The organism is Ralstonia sp. 22111 (genome assembly GCF_052045895.1).
Lineage (GTDB): Bacteria > Pseudomonadota > Gammaproteobacteria > Burkholderiales > Burkholderiaceae > Ralstonia > Ralstonia wenshanensis.
The window spans coordinates 213,965-235,079 of the sequence record NZ_JBQEPR010000001.1 but is presented as its reverse complement, the minus strand read 5'-3'; the positions used below and the strand labels follow the sequence as shown (position 1 = coordinate 235,079).

Here is a 21,115-nt window from a genome sequence, read left to right as displayed (position 1 = left end):
CTCCCTTTTTCCGCTCAGCTCTGCGACGGGAAAATGCCCGCCGTGGCGATGATGTAGTTAATGGATGCCGTCGGCATGTGGTTAGAGTGCGGAAGACTGCCGCCCATCTGACCGATCGTCTGCAAGGCCAATGCAGCCTTGGTTGTCGGGTTGGGGGTGCCGGCGTCGTAGAACCCCTGCGCGCTAGGGACGGTGGACAACAGCACGCCCGGGCCCGGCGTGATGGTCGAGGCATCCGCGCTGGTGGCGTTGATGGTGTGCGTATGCCCGGGCATCTCAGTGGTCGTGATCGAAACATTCTCAAGGCCGAGCTGCTGACCGATGAGACGGTTGGTCAGCCCAGGCCCCTGCCCTTGGCCAACGGGCAGCTTGCCCTGCAGCGCGGGCAACGCGAAGGTGGTCTGACCATCGCCGCCATACGTGGTGCCGAGCAGACTGAACAGCGGCTCGTTATCGGAAATGTAGAGCGTCTGGCCCTGGCAGAGCAGCCACCCGACCGGCGCGTAGTTGCCGGCGAACAGGCGGATTTCGCCAATGTACGGTTGTGCCATGCGTTGTCTCCTAGCCGCGTGACGGGTAGATACCCGTCAGCGAGATGATGTAGTTCAGCACCAGCGAGGGCTGCATGTTTTCATGGGGTTGCGTGCTTCCGGTGGAGCCGCAGGCCTCGGCAGACATCGCCGTCAGGGTGCCGGGCGCGCTGTAAAGCAATGTGCCGGGGCCGCTGATGCTGGGATTGGTGGCGTTGTAGAGGTTGCTGGTAGCCAGAAGGTGGTCTTGCGCGGTGCCGGCATTGCTTGCCGTGGCAGGCGCAGTCGATGCAACAAACGAATGGATGTGCATCGGCAACTGCTGCGAGGTCAGCGTGACGGTTTCGACGCCGCCGACCTCGCCTTGCAAATACGTCTGATTGTCGCGGTGCAGCGGCGTGCGACCACGCAGATCCGGCAGCGCGAAATTGGTCGTGCCGTTGCCGCCGTACTGAATGCCAAGTAGCGAGAACAGTGCGGAGTTCTGCTGAATCGGTAAAAGTGCGCCATTACACATCGCCCACCCTTTTGGTGGAAATGGAAATGCGCAGAGGCGAATCTCGCCCAGGTATTGATCCACAACCCCTCCCTCGTGATGTGGCACTGCCACGATATTGATTTTTGCTGGGCGCCATTTTTATCACCCATTGGTCAGGTGCCGCAATTTCAGATGAACCCCGGCTATGTTGTATCGATAAGACATAATGCTCAGTATTTCCAATCGATAACACGTATTGCCGGTGTCAATGGGTAAGCGGTTCCAAGACCCATGGCACGTGTCCATCTCCTCATTCTTTGGGATTGACGGCACGGGAGGGTTTTCCTAGCATCGCGTCGGAATCACAGTGCCTATCCAGATAATGAAAAAAATAAGAAGGCCTGGTTTCTTGGGGTTTCCGTAAGGGTTAACGCTTGGCCTTTTCATCATTACGGATGATGCAATCGGTTGTGGTGGAATAAACCTGGCGCGGCTTCCAAAAAAAACGGGGAGTGCCTGATGGCAATCAGGCCCGAAATTCCCGAGGCGCAAAAGAAAAAAGCCCGCAATACAGCGGGCGGGACGAGGGAGAAATGCGCGTGCTGACACAAACCAGCCCGTATGGCCGGCGTGGGGTGGCCGGATCGTTAATGTTTCAGTGCTCGGGAGGCGCGGGTGCCGCATACCGTTATATCGGCACATCCCGTCAGTGGTGCGTTGAGCAACATCGCCTAGTGTGGTGGCGTTGGCTGCGGGCTCTGATGTTAATGCTCGTACTGTGGGCGTCGGCGTCGGCAGCATGGGCGGACTGCACCATTAACTGGAACGTGCAGCCTTCGGAGAGTCAAGGCAATGGTACCTACAGGCGGGAGCTCACTAGCGCCGAATACAGCGCCTGCGATACGGACGGTGTGACCGCAGGTGCGAACGGTATCTGGATGGATTCCAACGGGGATATTGGCTCGGTTGCTGCTCCTGACGGCTCTTCCATGTCCGTCGATTTGAGCTCCTACCCGCATGACTACCTCGTGCTTCAGCCGGCGACGGGCAAGACTGGGCCGTGGACCTTTGCGTTCTACGGATGTCCCGCCGGTGTCAGTTGCTTTCCATATACCAGCAACGTGACGATCAACGTCACAATGCCTGCGCCTACGGTAACCAATATCTCCCCCACCGCAGGCACGACCGCCGGCGGCACCTCCGTCACCATTACCGGCACCAATTTCACCGGCGCCACGGCCGTCAAATTTGGCGCGACCAACGCCACCAGCTACAACATCACTAGTTCAACGTCGATCACAGCCACCTCGCCCGCAGGGGCGGCCGGTACGGTTGATGTCACCGTGACCAACGCGAACGGAACCAGCACCACCAGCGCCGCCGATCAATACACCTTTGTGGCGGCTCCCGTTGCGAATGCTGTGAGCACCACCGTTGCACACGGCAGCACCAGCAACCCCGTCACGCTGAACATCACCGGCGGCGCAGCCACCAGCGTGGCCGTGGCCACGCAGGCAGCGCACGGCACAGCCACCGCGTCGGGTACATCGATCACCTACACGCCCAACGCGTCGTACTCGGGCACGGACTCGTTCACGTACACAGCGACCAACGCGGGTGGTACGTCTGCGCCGGCTACCGTGACGGTCACCGTGTCGAATCCGACAGTCACGTATGGGCCGTCCTCGCCTGCAGCCGGCACGGTGGGTACGGCCTATAGCCAAACGCTGGCTTCGGCCAGTGGCGGCACGGCGCCTTATACCTACACGATCGCGTCGGGCGCGCTGCCAGCCGGCATCTCGCTGGCCAGCGACGGCACGCTGTCGGGCACGCCCACGGCGGGCGGTACGTTCAACTTCACCGTGACGGCCACCGACAGCAGCACTGGCACCGGTCCGTTCACGGCGACCAGCGGCGCGCTCACGCTGACCGTTGCTGCACCGACGATCACGCTCTCGCCGTCTTCACTGACCAATGCCACTGTTGCGACGGCATATAGCCAGACGATAACGGCCAGCGGCGGTACGGCGGCCTACACCTACGCCATCACTTCCGGAGCGTTGCCGGCGGGCCTCGCGCTCAGTTCTGGCGGTGTGCTGTCGGGGACGCCCACGGCAGGCGGCACGTTCAACTTCACCGTGACCACCACCGACAGCAGTACCGGCGGTGGCCCGTATACCGGCAGCCGTGCCTATTCGCTGATCGTCAATGCGCCCACGTTGGCGATCACCCCGGCATCGGGCAGTCTCAGCGCTTCAGCGGGCGTCGCTTACAGCCAGACTTTCACAGGCAGTGGCGGTCTAACGCCGTACACCTATAGCCTGGTGGTCAATAGCGGGACGATGCCGACCGGTCTCTCGTTCAACACCAGCACCGGCGTGTTGTCCGGTACGCCCATCACCACGGGCGTGGTCAATTTCACGGTGACTGCCACCGATCACGCAACGGGCACGGGCCCGTACAGCACGTCTGGCACCTACACGCTGACCACCTCGGCGCCCACCATTACCGTGTCGCCCACCACGCTGACTGCGGCAACTGTCGGCGCCGCCTACAGCCAGACCGCCACGGCCAGCGGGGGTGCAGCGCCTTACAGCTACGCGCTGACTGCTGGCGCGCTGCCAGCGGGCTTGAGCTTGAATGGCAGCACCGGCGCAATCACGGGTACGCCCACGGCGGGCGGCAACTTCAACTTCACCGTCACGGCCACCGACGCCAACAGCTATACCGGCTCGCGTGCGTACACCCTGACGGTCAACGCTGCCACCGTCACGGTGAGCCCGAGCACGTTGCCGGGCGGTACCGTCGCTACGGCATACAGCCAGACCCTCTTGGCGAGCGGCGGCACAGGTCCTTACACGTATGCCGTCACGGCAGGTTCGCTGCCGACGGGGCTGACGCTGTCCAGCAACAGCACGCTGTCGGGTACGCCCACGGCGGGTGGAGTGTTCAACTTCACCGTCACCGCGACTGACAGCAGTACCGGAACCGGCCCCTACACGGGTAGCCGCGCCTACTCGCTGACGATTGGGTCGCCCTCGTTGACCATCACGCCGGCCTCGGGTTCTCTCAGCGGTGTGGCAGGCAGCGCTTACAGCCGCAATTTCACGGCAAGTGGTGGTACGAGCCCGTACACCTATGGCCTCGTGGTCAACAGCGGCGCCATGCCCGCGGGCCTGACGTGGAACGGCGCCACTGGCACGCTGGCAGGTACCCCAACCACGGCCGGTACGGTCAGCTTTACCGTCACCGCTACCGACAGTTCGACGGGGACGGGCGCTCCGTTTGCGGTAAGCGGTGTCTATACGCTCACCATCGCCGCGCCTAGCGTGACGGTATCGCCGGCCACGCTGCCCAACCCGGCGATTGCATCGGCTTACAGCCAAACCATCACGGCAGCCAATGGCACGGCGCCGTACACCTACACCGTGACGGCGGGTGCATTGCCGGCAGGCCTGAGCTTGAACACCACCACCGGCGTCCTCTCGGGCACGCCCACCGCAGGCGGAACGTTCAACTTCACCATCATGGCGACGGATGCCAACAGCTTCACGGCCAGCCGGGGCTACAGCGTCACCATCGGCGCGCCCACGGTCACGGTGAATCCGGCGGCTGCAACGGCTGCGCAGGTCACCACGGCCTACAGCCAAACTTTCAGCGCCACCGGCGGCACCGCGCCTTACACGTACGCCGTGTCCACCGGTACGTTGCCCGCGGGCCTCAGCCTGAACGCCAGCACAGGCGTTCTGTCGGGCACGCCCACGACGCTGGGCAGCAGCACCTTCACTGTGAAGGCCACTGACAGCAGCACCGGCACCGGCGCTCCGTACACCGGTACACGCAGCTACACGATCACGGTCGGCCAGGTGATCGGCACCGCGCCTGCAATCACGGCGACCACCATGTCGACGGCACCGATCACGCTGCATGCAACGGCCAATGCAACGGGCGGTCCGTTCTCGTCCATCGCGATTGTCAGTCCGCCTGCCAGCGGCACCGCCGTCGTCAACGGCCTGGACATCGTCTACACGCCGACCCCGACCACCTCCGGCGCCGTCAACTTCACCTATGCGCTGATCAACACGGCTGGCACATCCGCGCCGATTCCGGTGACGGTCAATGTGAACGCCGTGCCGATTGCCGTGGCGCAGAAACAGGCCATCACGTCGTCGGGTCAGGCGGTGAGCGTGGACCTGACCGAAGGTGCCACGGGCGGCCCCTTCACGGGCGCGACGCTGGTGTCGGTGGTGCCAGCCAACGCCGGTACGGCCACGATCGTGCAGAAGGCCGTGCAGACACCGGCCGGCCTGAAGCCGCAGGCTGCGGCGGCATCGACGTACGTGCTGAACTTCACCCCGTCGGGCACCTACAGCGGCCAGGCCGTGCTGACGTACACGCTGTCCAACGCGTTTGCCACCTCTGCACCGGCAACGGTGCAGGTGAGCGTTGCGCCGCGCAAGGACCCCTCGGCCGACCCGGATGTGGCAGGTCTGATCAACGCGCAAGTCCAGGCCGCGCGCCGTTTTGCCACCACGCAGATCGACAACTACAACCGTCGCCTGGAAGCGCTGCATGGCACCGGTCGGGCACCGTCAGGCAACGGTCTGACAGTCGCCATGCCGGGCCAGCGCGTAGACATGCAGGCGCGTTGCCAGGATGTGGTCGGCATTTCCGCGCACGATGCTTGCATGCGCGGTGAGGGCCAGGGCGTGCGGCCATTCGCGCGCGGCAAGCGCACCATCGATGCAGCCAGCGGCAACGCCGACAAGTCGAACGCCGATGCAGGCCCCGACCTGCCCGGAGCTGATGCGGCCGGCGCGGGCCCGGACAACACCGACCCGAACCTCGCGTTCTGGAGCGCGGGTACGCTGGACTTCGGTTTCGCCAACGCCGGCACGCAACGCTCCGGCTTCCGCTTCACCACGGGCGGCGTGACGGCCGGCGCGGATTACCGTGTGTCGGATCAGCTCTCGATCGGGGGCGGTTTCGGCTACGGGCGCGACTCCACCGACATCGGCAACGCGGGCACCAAGAGCACGGGCGACAGCTATAGCCTTGCGCTCTACGGCAGCTATCGCCCGCTACCTTCGTTGTTCGTCGATGGTGTGGCCGGCTTCGGCACGCTCAGCTTCGACTCGCGCCGCTGGGTGACGGACTCCAACGACTTCGCCACCGGCAAGCGCAACGGCAAGCAAGTGTTCGCGTCCGTATCGGCCGGCTATGAGCATCGCGATCGCACCTGGCTGATCTCGCCTTACGGGCGCCTCTCGGTCTCGCAATCGACGCTGGATCAGTTCACCGAATCAGGCGCCGGCATCAACGCGCTGACGTATTTCGACCAGACGGTGACGACGGTATCCGGCACGCTCGGCCTGCGTGCGGAATACACGCAGAAGACCAAGTGGGGCACGTTCCTGCCGTTCGCACGGGTGGAGTACCAGCACGACTTCAATGGGCAGAGCAATGCAGGGTTGGCGTATGCCGATCTGGCCTCGGCGGGCCCTGCTTATTACGTGCCGGGTACGCCGTTTGGGCGCGATCGCATGCAGATCGGGCTGGGAACGAAGTTCCGCACCGGGCCGCTCACGTTTGGGCTGGACTACAGCGTGATGGCCGGGATGGGCGGTTTGCAGCAGGGGGTTCGGTTGACGTTCGCTGCACCGTTCTGACGCAACAAGCGGTCAGCGCCCAACAAAAAGCCAGCCTTCGGGCTGGCTTTTTTTTCGGACGCGATGTCAGCGCATCAGGTAGCCGTCGAGGATGCCGCCGGTTTTTCTCCGGTCAGCAAGTAATGCATCAACTCCTTCACCGGCCGAATCGCCTCGCCAAACGGCAGCTTCCCCGCACCACGGAAGAACAACCCGCGCTCCACATCCCCACGCAGCGCCTGCGCCAGCTTCAGGTCAATGCAGAACTGCCCCACCTTGCCGATGCCATCCCGCAGCCCGCACGTCTGCAGGCAATCGAACCCCTGCAGGCAATCCCGCACCTTGGCCTTGGCCTGCAGCGCGCTTTCGCGTGACAGATAACGCGACAGCCAAGGCGTCATCACTGCCCGCGCCGGCAAGCCAGCCACGCTGACGAACTCGCCGATATCGCCTTGCTCCGCGCCCGTCAGCACGCGCTTGAAGCGCACGTGCGCATCGCCCTCTTCCGTGACCGCAAACGCAGTGCCGAGCTGCACCGCAGCGGCGCCCTTGTCGAGCCAGTGCTTCACCTTGGCATGCGAGTCGATGCCGCCCGCCAGGATGATCGGAATCTGTTCCGCAGCCAGCCCCAGCTTGATGAACAACTCTCGGCATTCGTCCAGCACGCGCGCAAACGAAAAGCGCTCGTCGCGCAAATCCTCAATGCGGGCTGCGCCCAGGTGTCCGCCGGCGTGCGTCGGATGCTCGATCACCAACGCATCCGGCAACCGAGACTTCTTCATCCACCGCTTGAGTACGACGCCGACGCCGCGCGAGTCGGAAAGAATCGGGATGAGCGCGACTTTCGGGTGCTCTGCCGTCATCTCGGGCAGGTCCAGCGGAAGCCCCGCGCCCATGACGATCGCATCCGCGCCGCTTTCGCACGCCTGACGCACCAGCGCCGGGTGCGATTCCACCGCCTTCATCACGTTCACGGCGATCATGCCGTTGCCCTGGCTGCCTTCACGCGCGGCGCGAATCTCGCGGTCCAGCGCGACGAGGTTGGCGGCGTTGATGGCGTCCTTGTCGCGCGACTTCTCGGTGGCGGCGACGAGGTCTGCATGGTGATGGCGCAGGTCGATGCTGGCGATGGTGCCGACGCCGCCTTCGCGCGCCACGGCGCCGGCCAGCCGGTGCGCCGAAATACCCACGCCCATCCCGCCCTGCACGATGGGTACGAGGCTGCGCCCCGCGAGTGTGAACCGACGCTCCAGCATGACAACTCCCAGCGGCCGTGCCGCAATGCAATAGAAAAGGGATTGAGCGTCGCATAGGTGAAACGCGGCGGGGTTGCGCAAGATCAAGGCGGGCGGTGCCGGTGCGCGCCGCCGCACATTGCGTGGCGGTTTGGACTGAAATGACCGGCCAACCGTCACCTCAAGGGTTTTCGTGCTGGCAACGCCGGCAGCCCTGTGCTTAAATTCAGCCTCGTTGGATGAAACAGGGGTGCCGTACGGATGGGCCGTGCGGCTGAGAGAGTCCCTTCGCACCCGATCCGGTTCGTACCGGCGTGGGAAGTTTCAGAACACCGCGTAGTCTCTGGCAGCCACCCCCTCAGTTCTTCTGGCCACGCCACCTCTCCCGGTTTCGTCCACTGCCTGCTCCACCAGGCCACAGAATCTAGGACGAGACCATGCCCCAAGCCAAAAACGCCCCCGCCGCATCGTTCGACTCGCTGCAGTCCGAGCTCGACCAGAAGTTCGCCTATCCGGCCTCCAGCAAGACCTACATCGTCGGCAGCCGCCCGGACATCCGCGTGCCGATGCGCACCATCAAGCAGACCGCCACGCGCACCGACAAGGGCGAGATGCTGAACCCGCCGGTGCCGGTGTACGACACCTCGGGCCCGTACTCCGACCCGGACGTGCACATCGACCTGAAGGCGGGCCTCGCCCCGCTGCGCGCCAAGTGGATCGACGAGCGCGGCGATACGGAAATCCTCTCGGGCCTGTCGTCCGAATACGGCCAGACGCGCGCCAACGACCCGGCCACGGCCCACCTGCGCTTCTCGCACATCTCTAAGCCGCGCCGCGCCAAGGCCGGCGCCAACGTGAGCCAGATGCACTACGCGCGCCGCGGCATCATCACGCCGGAAATGGAATACGTCGCGTTGCGCGAATCGCTGAACCTGCAGGCGCTGCAAGACAAGCCCGAATACCGCCAATTGCTCAAGCAGCATCCGGGTTTCTCGTACGGCGCGAACCTGCCGCAGCGCCCGGAAGACATCACGCCGGAATTCGTGCGTGCGGAAATCGCTGCCGGCCGCGCGATCATCCCCGCCAACATCAACCACACCGAGCTGGAGCCGATGGCCATCGGCCGCAACTTCCGCGTGAAGATCAACGGCAACCTCGGCAACTCGGCGGTGACGTCGTCGCTGGCCGAGGAAGTGGAAAAGATGGTGTGGGCGATCCGCTGGGGCGCCGACACGATCATGGACTTGTCCACCGGCAAGCACATTCACGAGACGCGCGAATGGATCCTGCGCAACTCGCCGGTGCCCATCGGCACGGTGCCCATTTACCAGGCGCTGGACAAGACCGGCGGCGTGGCTGAAGACCTGACGTGGGAGATGTTCCGCGACACGCTGATCGAGCAGGCCGAGCAGGGCGTCGACTACTTCACCATCCACGCGGGCGTGCTGCTGCGTTACGTGCCGCTCACCGCTGACCGCATCACGGGCATCGTCTCGCGCGGCGGCTCGATCATGGCCAAGTGGTGCTTGGCGCATCACAAGGAAAACTTCCTGTACACGCACTTCGACGAGATCTGCGAAATCATGAAGGCGTACGACGTGTCGTTCAGCCTGGGCGATGGCTTGCGCCCCGGCTGCATTGCCGACTCGAACGACGCCGCGCAATTCGGCGAGCTGCACACGCTGGGCGAACTGACCAAGAAGGCGTGGGAGCACGACGTGCAGGTCATGATCGAAGGCCCGGGCCACGTGCCGCTGCAGCGCGTGCAGGCCAACATGGACGAAGAGCTGAAGCACTGCTTCGAAGCCCCGTTCTACACGCTGGGCCCGCTGGTGACCGACATCGCCCCGGGCTACGACCACATCACCAGCGGCATCGGCGCGGCCAACATCGGCTGGTACGGCACCGCCATGCTCTGCTACGTCACGCCCAAGGAACACCTGGGCCTGCCGGACAAGGAAGACGTGCGCGAAGGCATCATCACCTACAAGATCGCCGCGCATGCAGCGGACCTTGCCAAGGGCTGGCCGGGCGCGCAGCTGCGTGACAACGCGCTGTCGAAGGCACGCTTTGAATTCCGCTGGGAAGACCAGTTCAACCTCGGCCTCGATCCGGAGAAGGCACGTGCCTTCCACGATGAAACGCTGCCGGCCGAGGGCGCCAAGATCGCGCACTTCTGTTCGATGTGCGGTCCGAAGTTCTGCTCGATGAAGATCACGCAGGAAGTGCGCGACTACGCGGCATCGCTCGATTCCAACGCCACATCCGCAGCAGTTAACCCAACTGCGGGCATGGAAGAGAAGTCGATCGAGTTCCGCAAGAGCGGCAGCAAGATCTACAGCTAACCACAACCGGTGCAATGCCAACCTCAACTTCATTCGACGTAACGATCCTCGGCGGCGGCCTTGCTGGCCGCCTGTGTGCATGGCAGCTCGCGCAGACGGGGGTGCCGCCCGCGCGCATTGCCGTGGTGGAGCGCGGCGCGCGCGACGGCAGCGGTGCTGCTGCCTACGTCGCCGCGGCCATGCTGGCACCGCTGGCCGAAGCCGCCGTGGCCGATCGTTTTGTCGTGGACTTGGGGTTGGCAAGCCTGGCGCTGTGGCGCGATTGGTTGCCCAAGCTGCGCACGCCGGTGTTCTTCCAGGAGGCCGGCACGCTCGTCGTGTGGCATGCGGCAGACCGCGGTGAGGCATCGCTGTTTGCCAACCACGTGCGCAATGCCGCGCCGCCCGAGCGCGTGGCCGCCGATCTGCGTGCGGTAGACGCATCCGGCATCGCCCAGCTCGAGCCGCTGCTCGCGCAACGCTTCACGCAGGGGCTGTATCTGGCAGGCGAAGGTCAGCTTGACCCGCGCGGCGTTTTGGATGCGCTGGCGACCGAGCTGGAAGCGCTGGGCGTGCAATTGCGCTGGAACACGGAAGTGGCTGATCCGAGCCCAGATGCGCTCGCTGCTGCGGGGCTGGGTGCGCGCCTCGTGCTCGATTGCCGTGGGCTCGGTGCCAAGCCGCAGTGGCCACGCCTGCGTGGCCTGCGTGGCGAGGTGGCGCGCATTCATGCGCCGGATGTGTCGCTCACGCGGCCGGTGCGCATGCTGCATCCGCGCTACCCGCTGTACATCGCGCCCAAGCCGGGCAACGTGTACGTGATCGGTGCGACCGAGCTGGAATCCGACGACATGTCGCCGGCCAGCGTGCGTTCCACGCTGGAATTGCTCTCTGCTGCCTACGCTGTGCACCCCGCGTTTGGCGAGGCGCGCGTGCTCGAGCTGAACACGCAGTGCCGGCCGACGCTGCCCGACCACCGTCCGGCCATCCGCTGGGATGGCGCTGGCACGTTGTCGGTCAATGGCCTGTACCGGCACGGCTACATGATTGCGCCCGCCGTCACCCAAGCCGCGGTTGCCGCGGCGTGCGACGTGCTGGACGGCTGTGCCTTCGATACGGACGACTGCGAATGGCCCGCGCTGTTCGCCGCCGCATCCCCCGAACCTGTTTTGTCATGACGCTGAACGTCACCCTCAACGACCTGTCGCTCGCGCTGCCTGCGGGCAGCACGCTGGCCGATGCCATTGGTGCTGCTGCGCCGCAATTGCAAATTGCGCCGCCGTTTGCCGCATCGGTGAATGGCGACTTTGTGCCCAAGGCGCGCCATGCTCAGCACGCGCTCAACGCGGGCGACCGCATTGCACTCGTGCAGCCCGTTGTGGGCGGCTAGGAGTCTTCGATGACCACTACGAACCTTTCCGCCGTGGCGGACCCGCTGCGCCTCTACGACGAGACCTTCGCCTCGCGCCTGCTGCTCGGCACCGCGCGGTATCCGTCGCCGCAAGCGCTGGAAGACGCGGTGCGCGTGTCCAACCCCGCCATGCTGACGGTGGCGCTGCGCCGCCAGAGCGCGGGCTCGCCCGAGGGCGGTGCCGGCTTCTGGAAGATGCTGCGCGAACTCGGTGTGCCTGTGCTGCCCAACACCGCAGGTTGCTATTCCGCCGACGAGGCCTACACCCTCGCGCAGATGTCGCGCGAAGTGTTCGAGACGGATTGGATCAAGCTCGAAGTCATCGGCGACGACTACACGCTGCAGCCCGATACGCTCGCGCTGCCGGCCGCGGCCGAACGTCTCATCAAAGATGGCTTCAAGGTGCTGCCGTACTGCACCGAAGACCTCGTGCTGTGCCGCCGCCTGCTCGACGTCGGCTGTCAGGCGCTGATGCCGTGGGCCGCGCCCATCGGCACCGGCCGCGGGCCCACCAACCCATACGGCCTGCGCCTGCTGCGCGAGCGCCTGCCCAACGTACCGCTCATCGTCGATGCGGGCCTGGGTGTGCCGTCGCACGCCACGCAGGTCATGGAATGGGGCTACGACGCCGTGCTGCTGAACACCGCCGTCGCGCAAGCGGGCGACCCGGTGGCGATGGCGCACGCGTTTGCGATGGCCACGCAGGCCGGTCGCCTCGCGCGCCTGTCCGGCCCGATGCCCGAGCGTGATGTCGCGCAGGCGAGCACGCCGGTTGTGGGTTTGCCGTTCTGGCATGCGGAAGAGAAGAGCGCATGAGCCTGTCCGCCTTGCGTTTCTCCGCCACGTGGCCGGAAGCGGCTGCGCTTGCCGCACGGATCATCGATCGCCATACCGAAGCCTTCGGCCGCGCGCCGCACGCGTGGAGCGTGACCGACCGTGCTGACGAAGCCACTACTCCCAACACTGTTCTGCTGACCACCGATGCCGCGCAGGCCGAACGCGCTCGCTCCGTTGGTGCGGCCGTTGTGCTGACGGCAGTGGAAGGCGATCAGCGCATCGACACCGTGCATGATCGCCTCGGCACGTATCGCTTCACCTCTGCAGCAGCAGGCGATGCGCTTGATGCGCGCTTTGTCGCCGTGTTCGGTGCGGCGCTCGCGCTGGCATTCGAGCCGCGCGATGCGCTGTGCGTGGCGCGCGCGTGGATCGCCGAAGCGAATGCCGATGCCCTCGCGTGGCCCACGCAATTCGATGCCCTGCCCCGCGTGCTCGAACCAGCGTTGCCGTGCCCCACCGCAGCAGACCTTGCCTTTGCGCCGTGCCCGACGCAACTCGGCGTCTACGCCGTCGTGCCGGATGCGGACTGGGTCGCGCGCCTCGTCGCGCTCAAGGTGCCGACGGTGCAGTTGCGCTTCAAGTCGGACGACGCGCAGGCCGTGGTCGACCAGGTGCGCCGCGCAGAAGCCGCAGCACGCGGCAGCGCCACGCGCCTGTTCATCAACGACCACTGGCAAGTCACGCTGGACGTGCACGCGCAGGTGCCCAATAGCGGCATCTACGGCATTCACCTCGGCCAGGAAGACATCGACGATGCCGACCTGGTGGCGATCCGCTCGGCCGGTTTGCGCCTTGGCATCAGCACGCACGGCTTTGCCGAAATGCTGCGCGTCGCACCGTTGAACCCGAGCTACCTCGCACTGGGCGCCGTGTTCGCCACGCCCACCAAGACCATGCCGACCGTGCCGCAGGGCCTCGGCCGCTTGTTCGCCTACGCGGCGGCCATGCGCACGCGCGTGCCGGCTCCGCCGCTGGTTGCCATTGGCGGCATTGATCTGGCAGCGATGCCGCGCGTGCTGGAATCCGGCGTGGGTAGCGTGGCCGTGGTGCGCGCCATCACCCAGGCGGCCGATGTGCCGGCGGCGGTGGACGCATTGCAAGCGACGTTCGCGGCGCACGTGCGCGCGTAAGCATCGTCAGCCGCACGTCCGCGCGCTTGCGCCGCCCACCCGGGTTTTCGCTGACCTATCCTGTTCGTGCGCCGCTGCGGTTGTTGCCGCAGCGGCTTTCCAACACACGCTGCAGGAGACAAGACATGGCGGTCCAGCCCATCCCCGAGGGTTACCACAGCGTCACCCCGTACCTGAGCATCAAAGGCGCCGCGCGCGCCATCGACTTCTACAAGCAGGCCTTCGGCGCCACCGAGATCATGCGCATGAACGGCCCCAACGGCACCATCGCGCACGCTGAAATCCGCATCGGCAATTCACCCATCATGCTGGCGGACGAAATGCCGAACATGATCTGCGCCAGCCCCGACACGCTGCAGAGCACGTCGGTCGGCATGATGATCTACGTACCCAACGTCGACACCGTGTTTGCCAATGCGCTGAAGGCCGGCGGCACGGAAGTGCGCCCCGTGGTGGACCAGTTCTACGGTGACCGCTCCGGCACGCTCAAGGACCCGTTCGGCCACGTGTGGACCGTGTCCACGCATGTGGAAGACGTGGCGCCCGACGAGATGGCCAAGCGCATGGAGAAGTGGACGAAGGAGCAGGCAGCGGCATCGGCTTGAATATCGACGTAGCAAATAAAAAAGCGCGGACGAGAGCCGCGCTTTTTCTTTGCCCCGGGTAATGGCCTAGCGAGGCTGGCACGTCACCTGCACATTGTTCACATCACCATTGACCGTGCCGCTGGCATTGGTCACCACGCAGTTGGCCGATGCGGGCTGCGTGCTGATCGTCACCAGGTAGCTGTCGTCGAACGGCACCAACCCCCCAAACACGAACGGGCCGTTGGCCGCCAGCGTGAGCGAATCGCGGCCGTTGTTGAGCAACACGATCGACTGGCCCCCGGGCAGCCCGGATAACGTCCCGCCAATCGAGAAGACGCTGCCGATGGGCGAGCCCAGGCTGATGTAGCCGTTACAGGCACCGAGCAGCGCGCACAGCGCAGCCACCGGAAGGCGGCGAACCAGCATGATCGGCAGGCGTTTCATGGCAGCTCCCTGATCAGTCTTCCTCGACATCCACTTCGAGCGAACGCGGCGCTGCGAGGGGCCGCGGTGCGAACCCGTGATTCAACGGACCGGCGCCACGCCCAAGCGCCAGGTGGCGGCCGGCACCGATGGCGTGCAGCAGGTAATCGAGCGAGGCTTCGATGGCGACCTCCAGCGCATCGCCACGTGCCAGGTGGGCGGCAATGGCGGCGGACAGCGTGCAGCCGGTGCCGTGCGTGTGCGGCGTGTCGATATAGGTATGGGCGTAAATGCGCTCGGTGCCATCGGCGGTGACGAGCACGTCTTGCAGCACGCCGTCTTCACCGGCGTTGGACGTGGCGGCCAGATGCCCGCCCTTGAGCAGCACGGCGCGCGGCCCAAGCGCCAGCAGGTCGCGCGCGGCGGGCAGCATGTCGTCGGCGGTGCGCACCTCGCGGCCGAGCAGCGCGCTCGCCTCGGGCAGGTTCGGCGTGACGAGCAACGCGCGCGGGAAGAGCCATTTCGCCATGGCTTGCACCGTGGCGTCGCTGCCGAGCGCTGCGCCGCTGGTGCTGACCATGACCGGATCGACGACGAGGTTGGCGATCGGGTGACGCTCCAGGGCCGACACGATGGCCTCCACCACCTGCGGCGTACCGAGCATGCCTGTCTTGGCCGCATCGACGCCAATGTCGCTTGCCACGGCGTCGATCTGCGCGGCGACGATGTCGGGCGTGAGCGACTCCACCGCCGTCACGCCCAGCGTGTTCTGCGCGGTGATGGCCGTGATGGCCGACATGCCGTAGCAGCCGAGCGCGGCAAACGTCTTCAGGTCAGCCTGGATGCCCGCACCGCCGCCGCTGTCCGAACCGGCAATGGTGAGCACGCGCGGCACGTGCGAGGCAGGAGCGGCAAACGCAGCGAGGGTCGGGTCGGTGATCGTCATGTCGTGCGAATGTGTGGGGGGTGTTTCGCACTATAGCGCTATCGCGGCCGGATCGACGCGCCAGCCTCTGACCCCGGAAGGCGACGGTTTCAGGCCCAAGAGCGAAGCAAAAACCGTGGAGCGTGACGGTTTTTGGCTCGCGCGCGAGGCTCAAACCGTCAGGAGCGATCGTTTCCGGCCCGAATGCGAGCCTCGGACCGTGGAGCGCGACGCTTTTACCCCCGATCACGAGGCTCAAACCATGGAGCGCCACCGCCTGAGGGTCGAACGCGGGGCTCGGAGGCCGGCGCTCCGCTGTCAAAGCACCATGTTGTTGGCTCGTTGAGAGCCGCGCGTGGGCCTCGGGGCCCGGCACGCCACCCTCCAAGGCCGGTGCGTGAGCATTGGACCGTGGAAGGCCGCCCTCCGAGGTCGAAAATTTGAAGCTCGGAGAGCGGAGCACGGGCCTTGGACCCCCGCGATCGGCTGTCCGGGCGTGGAGCGCGAGGCTTTTTGCCTGGCGCTCCGGCTGCAGACGGCGGCGCGTCAGTCCATGAGGTCGGTGTAATCAGCAGCGGCGTAGCGTTGGGCGCGTTCCCACGGCGCGGCGGCGGGCGCCGGCAACGCCGTCACGCGCGTGAGCTTGCGTTGGGTGCCGGTGGCGTTGCGCGATTCCACGCGACGCGGGTATTGGCCGGCCACGTCCCAATCGACGGTGACGGTGCGCTCGCCCTGCGTCGAGCGGTAGGTCTGCACGCCATTGCGTACCGGGCCTTCGGCGCGCATGCCCTTGAGCGCGGCGGGGTCGAGCAAGTGATACGCCGTCGCCCACGAGCCGTCGAAGCCGATGTTGGAATATTCGGCAGGTTCCACGGCGTAGTTCTTCTGCTGAGATTCGCTGACCACGCGCACGGTCAGCGCGCCCTTGGCGTCGCGTTCGATCCAGCGCGGCGCGGTGTCGGTATCGGCGTGCTTGTGGCCGGCGTGGGCGTTGGCGTGGTCGTGCTCGGCGTGCGCCGAAGCGGGCGGCAGCTCGCGTGCGATCCAGACGCGGTCGCCCTGGCGGTAGACGCGCTCGGCAAAGCGGACGTCGCGCTGGATGCCGTCGGTGCCGAGCGACGACATCTGGTGTTCGACGCGCAGGGCGGTCAGCGGGTTGGACGAAGCCGGGCCGGCGGCATGTGCCGTGGCAGCGAGCGCGGCGAAGGCGAACGAAAACAGAATGCGGGCAGATCGGGTCATACGAATTCGGTCAGGCGGAAGCGAAAAAAGCGCATGCCGATTGCCTCGGCATGCGCATCAATGGAAACGCAGGAATCAGAGGCCCATGGCCGTCTTGACCACGCCGAACACTTTCGTGTTGTCCAGCGTGCCCTTCAGCGGTGCGCTGCCCGGACCAGAGGAGAACAGCATCACATCCCCGCCGCCGTGCGTTTCCGAACCAGGCGTGCCGAGCTGCACCCCCACTTCCTGCAGGTAATCGTCTGCAGCCGTGTCGACCGAGGCCACGTTGTCGCGTGTGGCCTTGCGTGTCGTGCCGCCGTTGCCGAACACCAGCGTGGTGTACGGCAGGCCGTCGGCGGCCAGTTGCGGCTGGCCGGTCTTGATGTCGTTCGACACGCCCAGGATCGGGTTGCCCTTGCGCGGGTAGCCGTTGATCGTCATCGTGTGGTCGTGGTCGGCCGTCACGACGATCAGCGTGTTCGACAGATCTGCCGTGCCCAGCGCGCGCTTGATGGCTTCGTCAAACGCGCCGGCATCTTCCAGCGCGCGCTTGGCGTTGGTGCCGTGCAGCGCGTGGTCGATACGGCCGCCTTCTACCATCAGGAAATAGCCCTTGCCATTCTTCTGCAGCACGCGGATGGCCTTCTCGGTCATGTCCGCCAGGCTGGGCTCGTCCACATTGTTCTTCTTGCGGTCCAGCTCGTAGTTCATGTGGTCCAGGTTGAACAGGCCGAGCAGCTTGTTGGTCGTGGCCGGGTTGACTGCGGTGAGCTGCGTGCCGGTGGTCACGTAGCTGTAGCCGGCGGTCTGGAACTGGGCGGTCAGGTCGGTCGTGTCGGTGCGCTTGCTGCCCGCCGTGCCTTGCGGCAGGTAGTGACGGCGGCCGCCGCCGAGCAGCACGTCCAGGCCATCCTTGAGCGCGGCGTTGTACAGCGTGTTGCCCGGCGTGCCTTGCGCGGCGATGGTGTTCTCGCCGTCGCGGTGGCAGACGTGCGAGTAGGTGGCGGCCGGCGTGGCGTGCGTCACGCGCGTGGTCGTCACCGCGCCCACCGACTTGCCGGCAGCCTTGGCCAGTTCCAGCAGCGTGACGGCAGGCGTGCCGTTGTTGGCGGGGCACGTGCTGTCTGCACCGCTCACGTAGCCCTTGCCGGTGGCATCGCTGGCCTTGGTATCGGCCGACATGGAGATGACTTCGTTGTTCATCTTCACGCCGGTCATGTACGCCGACATCGACGGGGCGCTGTCAGTGGTCTGCGCATCGTTGGAGTACGTCTTGATGCGCGCCGTGCGCTTGAGCGATTCCATCGTCAGGCGGCCCGCCTCGCCCACCTTGTAGATGCGCGTGGCGGTGACGGTGGTCGGGCCCATGCCGTCGCCCAGGAAGAAGATCACGTTCTTGGCTTCACCGGCGGCGTGCGCTTGGGCGCAGGCACCGGCTGCCAGCGCCAGCAGCGTGGCGCGCAGGATACGGTTCGATTGCGTGTTCATGATGTGCCCTCTCCCGCTTACAGACCCACGGCCTGCTTGATGAGGCCGAAGACCTCGGTGTTGTCCATCGTGCCGGTAAAGCGCTCGGCACCCAGGCCGCGTGCGCCGATGAAGACATCGGTGCCGCCGTGCGTTTCGCCGCCCGGTGCAACCGGGATCACGGCTTCCTGGTGATACGTCTTGTCGTACACGGCGGCATCCGTCAGTGCGCCGCGCGTGGCCGGGCGGTTCTCGCCGGTGCCGAAGCCGATGATCGTGAACGGGTTGCCGCCGGTGTCGGTGGCGTTGGCGCCGGTCACATAGTTCTTCAGCAGGCCCAGCACGCCGGGGTTGCTGTCGCTGGTCGGGCCCGTGCGCTTGGCGTAGCCGTTGAGCACCAGCGTGTGGTCGTGGTCGGCGGTCACCACGATCAGCGTGTTCTTCAACCCCGGGTCGATCGTGTTGAGCTTGTCGATCGCGCCACGGATGGCGGAGTCGAACGCCACGGTGTCCTGCAGCGCCTTGCGGGCGGTGGTTTCGTGCAGCGCGTGGTCGATACGGCCGCCTTCCACCATCAGGAAGAAGCCCTTCTTCTTGGCGGCCAGCACGTCGATGGCCTTGTTCGTCATCTCGCCCAGGCTCGGCTCCTTGCTCGGATCACGATCCAGGTCGTACGACATGTGGCTGCTGGTGAACAGGCCCACGACCTTGCCGTCGGTGGCTTGCAGCGTGTCGAATTCGGCCTTGTTGCTGGCATAGCGGTAGCCGCCGGCCTTGAGTTCGGCGATCAGGTCGCGGCCGTCGGTGCGCGCACCGCCTGCGGTGGTCGGCTGGAAGTGCTTGCGGCCGCCGCCGAAGACGACGTCCACGCCATCGCCCAGCGCGGCATTGAAGCCCTTGCCGGCCGGCGTGAGTTGCGCGGCGATGGTGTTCTCGCCGTCGCGGTGGCAGATGTGCGAATACGTGGCGGCCGGCGTGGCGTGCGTGATGCGCGTGGTGGTGACCACGCCCGTGCCGTAGCCTGCGGCCTTCATCAGTTCGAGCAGCGACGTGACGGGCTTGCCGTTGCCGCTGGGGCAGGTGCTGTCGGCGCCCGAGAGGTAATCCTTGCCGCCCGCGTCATAGGCCATCGTGTCCGGCGACATCGAGATGACCTCGTTGTTCATCTTCACGCCGGTCATGTAGGCAGACATCGACGGCGCCGAGTCGGTCACCTGTGCGTTGTTCGAATACGTGCGCACGAAGCCGGTTTCCGGCAGCGTGTCCATGGTCAGTTCGCCGTCTTCGCCCACCTTGTAGATGCGCGCGGCGGTCATGGTGGTCATGCCCATGCCGTCGCCCAGGAAGAACACGACGTTCTTGGCGGGCGTGGTGGTGGGCGGAGTGGTGTCCGGCGTGGCGCTGCCGGAGGTGGACGTGCCGTCGCTGCCGCACGCGGCCATGGCCAGTGCAGCGGCCGCGGCGGCGGCGTACTTCGTAAGTTTATGGTTGTGCATCGTTGGCTCCCTGAACGATGCCCGGCACTTTGGTGGCCGCGTGTTGCATGTCCGTGATGCGGGTGCGCCACTTCCTAACCGGATCGCAAGGTTGGCGTGTGACAGCGCATTGACACTGCCGCGTGATGCGCGTTACAGCGGCTCCGTTGCCTGAGCAGGTGGCCGCTCGCGAGGCGGCATGCGGCGCGATACGATGCGGCATCTGCGATTCGCCCTGCGCCGCCCCATGCTCACCCGCCAGTTCGTCAGCCACGTCACGCTGCGGCGCGACACCGTTGCCGCGTTCGATGCGTATCCGTTCAGCCTGCCCGCCGTGCGCGCGCTCGACACGCTGGAGCTGCATCCCAATGTCACGTTCCTCGTCGGCGAAAACGGCTCGGGCAAATCCACGCTCATGGAGGCGATTGCCGTGGCGCTCGGCTTCAACGCCGAGGGCGGCTCGCGCAACTTCAACTTCAGCACGCACGCGTCGCACTCCGAGCTGCACGCGCATCTGCGCATTGCCAGGGGCTTTCGCAAGCCGCGCACCGAATTCTTCCTGCGCGCGGAGAGCTTCTTCAACGTGGCCACCAACATCCAGCAGATGGACGAAGAGCCGGGCCTGGGCGGGCGCGTGATCGATTCCTACGGCGGCCGATCGCTGCATGCGCAATCGCACGGGGAATCGTTTCTGGCGCTGTTGATGAACCGCTTCGGCCCGAACGGCCTGTACCTGCTCGACGAACCCGAGGCGGCGCTGTCACCGCAGCGGCAGCTGGCGGTGCTCTCGCGCCTGCATGACCTGGTGCAGGCGGAAAGCCAGTTCGTGATCGCCACGCACTCGCCGATCTTGATGGCCTATCCCGACGCGTGGATTTATCAGTGTGACGGGGACGGCATTCGGCGCATCGCCTATGAGGAGACCGAGCACTTTCAGGTCACGCGGGACTTTTTGGCGAATCCGCAACGGATGCTGAACATGCTGCTGGAGCAATGAACTGCCGTGGTGGCGGCCGTATCCGCTGAACCGGGAACATCTCCCCGGTCGGCGCCGGGGAAACGCTCGTCAATTGCTAGGCGGCGCACACCTGCCGTCGTTCGACTGCGGCCAACACTTCCCAAGTGCGCGGATCGACGTCGCTCCCTCCGAGCGACATCGACAGATACGCATCGATGGCATCGACAAAGCCCTTCACGAATGCCGGCGGATACGCATGTTCAGAGAAGTAGGTGAGCTGCTCGCGCAGCATGCCTAGCCTGCATTGGCCATGGGTGCGCATATCGGTGCGCGTGCGGCACAGAAACGCGCGCGCTGAGACTGCGCCGTCGAGGTAGAGGCGGTTCTTGGTCAAAGACATGCGGCACCTCCCGGTTGTGTGGGAGGCATGCGGCGCCAAGGGGGCGGCGAAGGGTAAGACGCG

The 21,115-nt window shown here is 65.7% G+C and carries 17 protein-coding genes and 1 riboswitch; of the genes, 8 read left to right on the top strand and 9 right to left on the bottom strand.

The window, feature by feature from the left end; genetic code table 11:
- Positions 1-14: 14 nt before the first annotated feature.
- A complete protein-coding gene (locus ACTJK4_RS01075) occupies positions 15-551 on the bottom strand; it encodes a phage tail protein (protein WP_260803679.1) in 537 nt (178 codons plus the stop codon).
- Positions 552-561: 10 nt separating this feature from the next.
- Positions 562-1,110, bottom strand: coding sequence for a phage tail protein (locus tag ACTJK4_RS01070; protein ID WP_316870413.1), 549 nt, complete (start codon positions 1,108-1,110; stop codon positions 562-564).
- Positions 1,111-1,997: 887 nt separating this feature from the next.
- On the opposite strand from ACTJK4_RS01070, the gene ACTJK4_RS01065 reads away from it, so the two are divergent.
- Entirely contained in the window at positions 1,998-6,677 is a 4,680-nt protein-coding gene (locus ACTJK4_RS01065; protein WP_440815403.1) for a putative Ig domain-containing protein, read from the top strand.
- Between the two features lie 74 nt (positions 6,678-6,751).
- On the opposite strand, the gene ACTJK4_RS01060 is transcribed toward ACTJK4_RS01065, so the two are convergent.
- Positions 6,752-7,912 (bottom strand): NAD(P)H-dependent flavin oxidoreductase, encoded by a 1,161-nt coding sequence (locus tag ACTJK4_RS01060; RefSeq protein WP_440475922.1) that lies wholly within the window; start codon positions 7,910-7,912, stop codon positions 6,752-6,754.
- Between the two features lie 215 nt (positions 7,913-8,127).
- A riboswitch (TPP riboswitch) is annotated at positions 8,128-8,229 on the top strand.
- 99 nt (positions 8,230-8,328) lie between these two features.
- On the opposite strand from ACTJK4_RS01060, the gene thiC reads away from it, so the two are divergent.
- The 6 genes from thiC to ACTJK4_RS01030 all read left to right on the top strand — a co-directional run bounded on the left by thiC (position 8,329) and on the right by ACTJK4_RS01030 (position 14,198).
- Complete coding sequence (gene thiC / locus ACTJK4_RS01055; protein WP_440815400.1) at positions 8,329-10,236, top strand: phosphomethylpyrimidine synthase ThiC; 1,908 nt, start codon at positions 8,329-8,331, stop codon at positions 10,234-10,236.
- Between the two features lie 14 nt (positions 10,237-10,250).
- Positions 10,251-11,393: an FAD-dependent oxidoreductase gene (locus ACTJK4_RS01050; protein ID WP_440815398.1), complete on the top strand. Its 1,143-nt coding sequence runs from the start codon at positions 10,251-10,253 to the stop codon at positions 11,391-11,393.
- Positions 11,390-11,605, top strand: a complete 216-nt coding sequence (thiS, locus tag ACTJK4_RS01045; RefSeq protein ID WP_045205182.1) for a sulfur carrier protein ThiS — start codon at positions 11,390-11,392, stop codon at positions 11,603-11,605. Before ACTJK4_RS01050 ends, thiS begins: the two co-directional genes overlap by 4 nt.
- Positions 11,606-11,614: 9 nt before the next feature.
- Positions 11,615-12,442 (top strand): thiazole synthase, encoded by an 828-nt coding sequence (locus ACTJK4_RS01040; RefSeq protein ID WP_440815396.1) that lies wholly within the window; start codon positions 11,615-11,617, stop codon positions 12,440-12,442.
- Positions 12,439-13,593, top strand: coding sequence for a thiamine phosphate synthase (locus ACTJK4_RS01035; protein WP_440815394.1), 1,155 nt, complete (start codon positions 12,439-12,441; stop codon positions 13,591-13,593). The genes ACTJK4_RS01040 and ACTJK4_RS01035 overlap by 4 nt, the downstream gene beginning before the upstream one ends.
- 125 nt (positions 13,594-13,718) lie before the next feature.
- Positions 13,719-14,198: a VOC family protein gene (locus ACTJK4_RS01030; protein WP_440815392.1), complete on the top strand. Its 480-nt coding sequence runs from the start codon at positions 13,719-13,721 to the stop codon at positions 14,196-14,198.
- Between the two features lie 66 nt (positions 14,199-14,264).
- On the opposite strand, the gene ACTJK4_RS01025 is transcribed toward ACTJK4_RS01030, so the two are convergent.
- From ACTJK4_RS01025 to ACTJK4_RS01005, 5 genes are all read right to left on the bottom strand, one after another.
- The gene (locus ACTJK4_RS01025; protein WP_440815389.1) at positions 14,265-14,624 is read right to left on the bottom strand and encodes a hypothetical protein; all 360 of its coding nucleotides are present in this window, start codon (positions 14,622-14,624) and stop codon (positions 14,265-14,267) included.
- Between the two features lie 13 nt (positions 14,625-14,637).
- The gene (gene thiD / locus ACTJK4_RS01020; protein WP_440815387.1) at positions 14,638-15,549 is read right to left on the bottom strand and encodes a bifunctional hydroxymethylpyrimidine kinase/phosphomethylpyrimidine kinase; all 912 of its coding nucleotides are present in this window, start codon (positions 15,547-15,549) and stop codon (positions 14,638-14,640) included.
- A gap of 525 nt (positions 15,550-16,074) precedes the next feature.
- Positions 16,075-16,770, bottom strand: a complete 696-nt coding sequence (locus tag ACTJK4_RS01015) for a hypothetical protein (protein WP_440815385.1) — start codon at positions 16,768-16,770, stop codon at positions 16,075-16,077.
- A 75-nt stretch (positions 16,771-16,845) separates the two neighbouring features.
- Entirely contained in the window at positions 16,846-18,240 is a 1,395-nt protein-coding gene (locus ACTJK4_RS01010) for an alkaline phosphatase (protein ID WP_440815382.1), read from the bottom strand.
- A 17-nt stretch (positions 18,241-18,257) separates the two neighbouring features.
- A complete protein-coding gene (locus ACTJK4_RS01005; RefSeq protein ID WP_440815379.1) occupies positions 18,258-19,715 on the bottom strand; it encodes an alkaline phosphatase in 1,458 nt (485 codons plus the stop codon).
- 226 nt (positions 19,716-19,941) lie between these two features.
- Between ACTJK4_RS01005 and ACTJK4_RS01000 the strand changes: the two genes are divergently transcribed.
- The gene (locus ACTJK4_RS01000; protein WP_440816813.1) at positions 19,942-20,691 is read left to right on the top strand and encodes an AAA family ATPase; all 750 of its coding nucleotides are present in this window, start codon (positions 19,942-19,944) and stop codon (positions 20,689-20,691) included.
- Between the two features lie 76 nt (positions 20,692-20,767).
- Here ACTJK4_RS01000 and ACTJK4_RS00995 read toward each other — a convergent pair whose 3' ends face one another.
- Positions 20,768-21,052, bottom strand: a complete 285-nt coding sequence (locus ACTJK4_RS00995) for a hypothetical protein (RefSeq protein WP_104566506.1) — start codon at positions 21,050-21,052, stop codon at positions 20,768-20,770.
- Between the last annotated feature and the right edge of the window lie 63 nt (positions 21,053-21,115).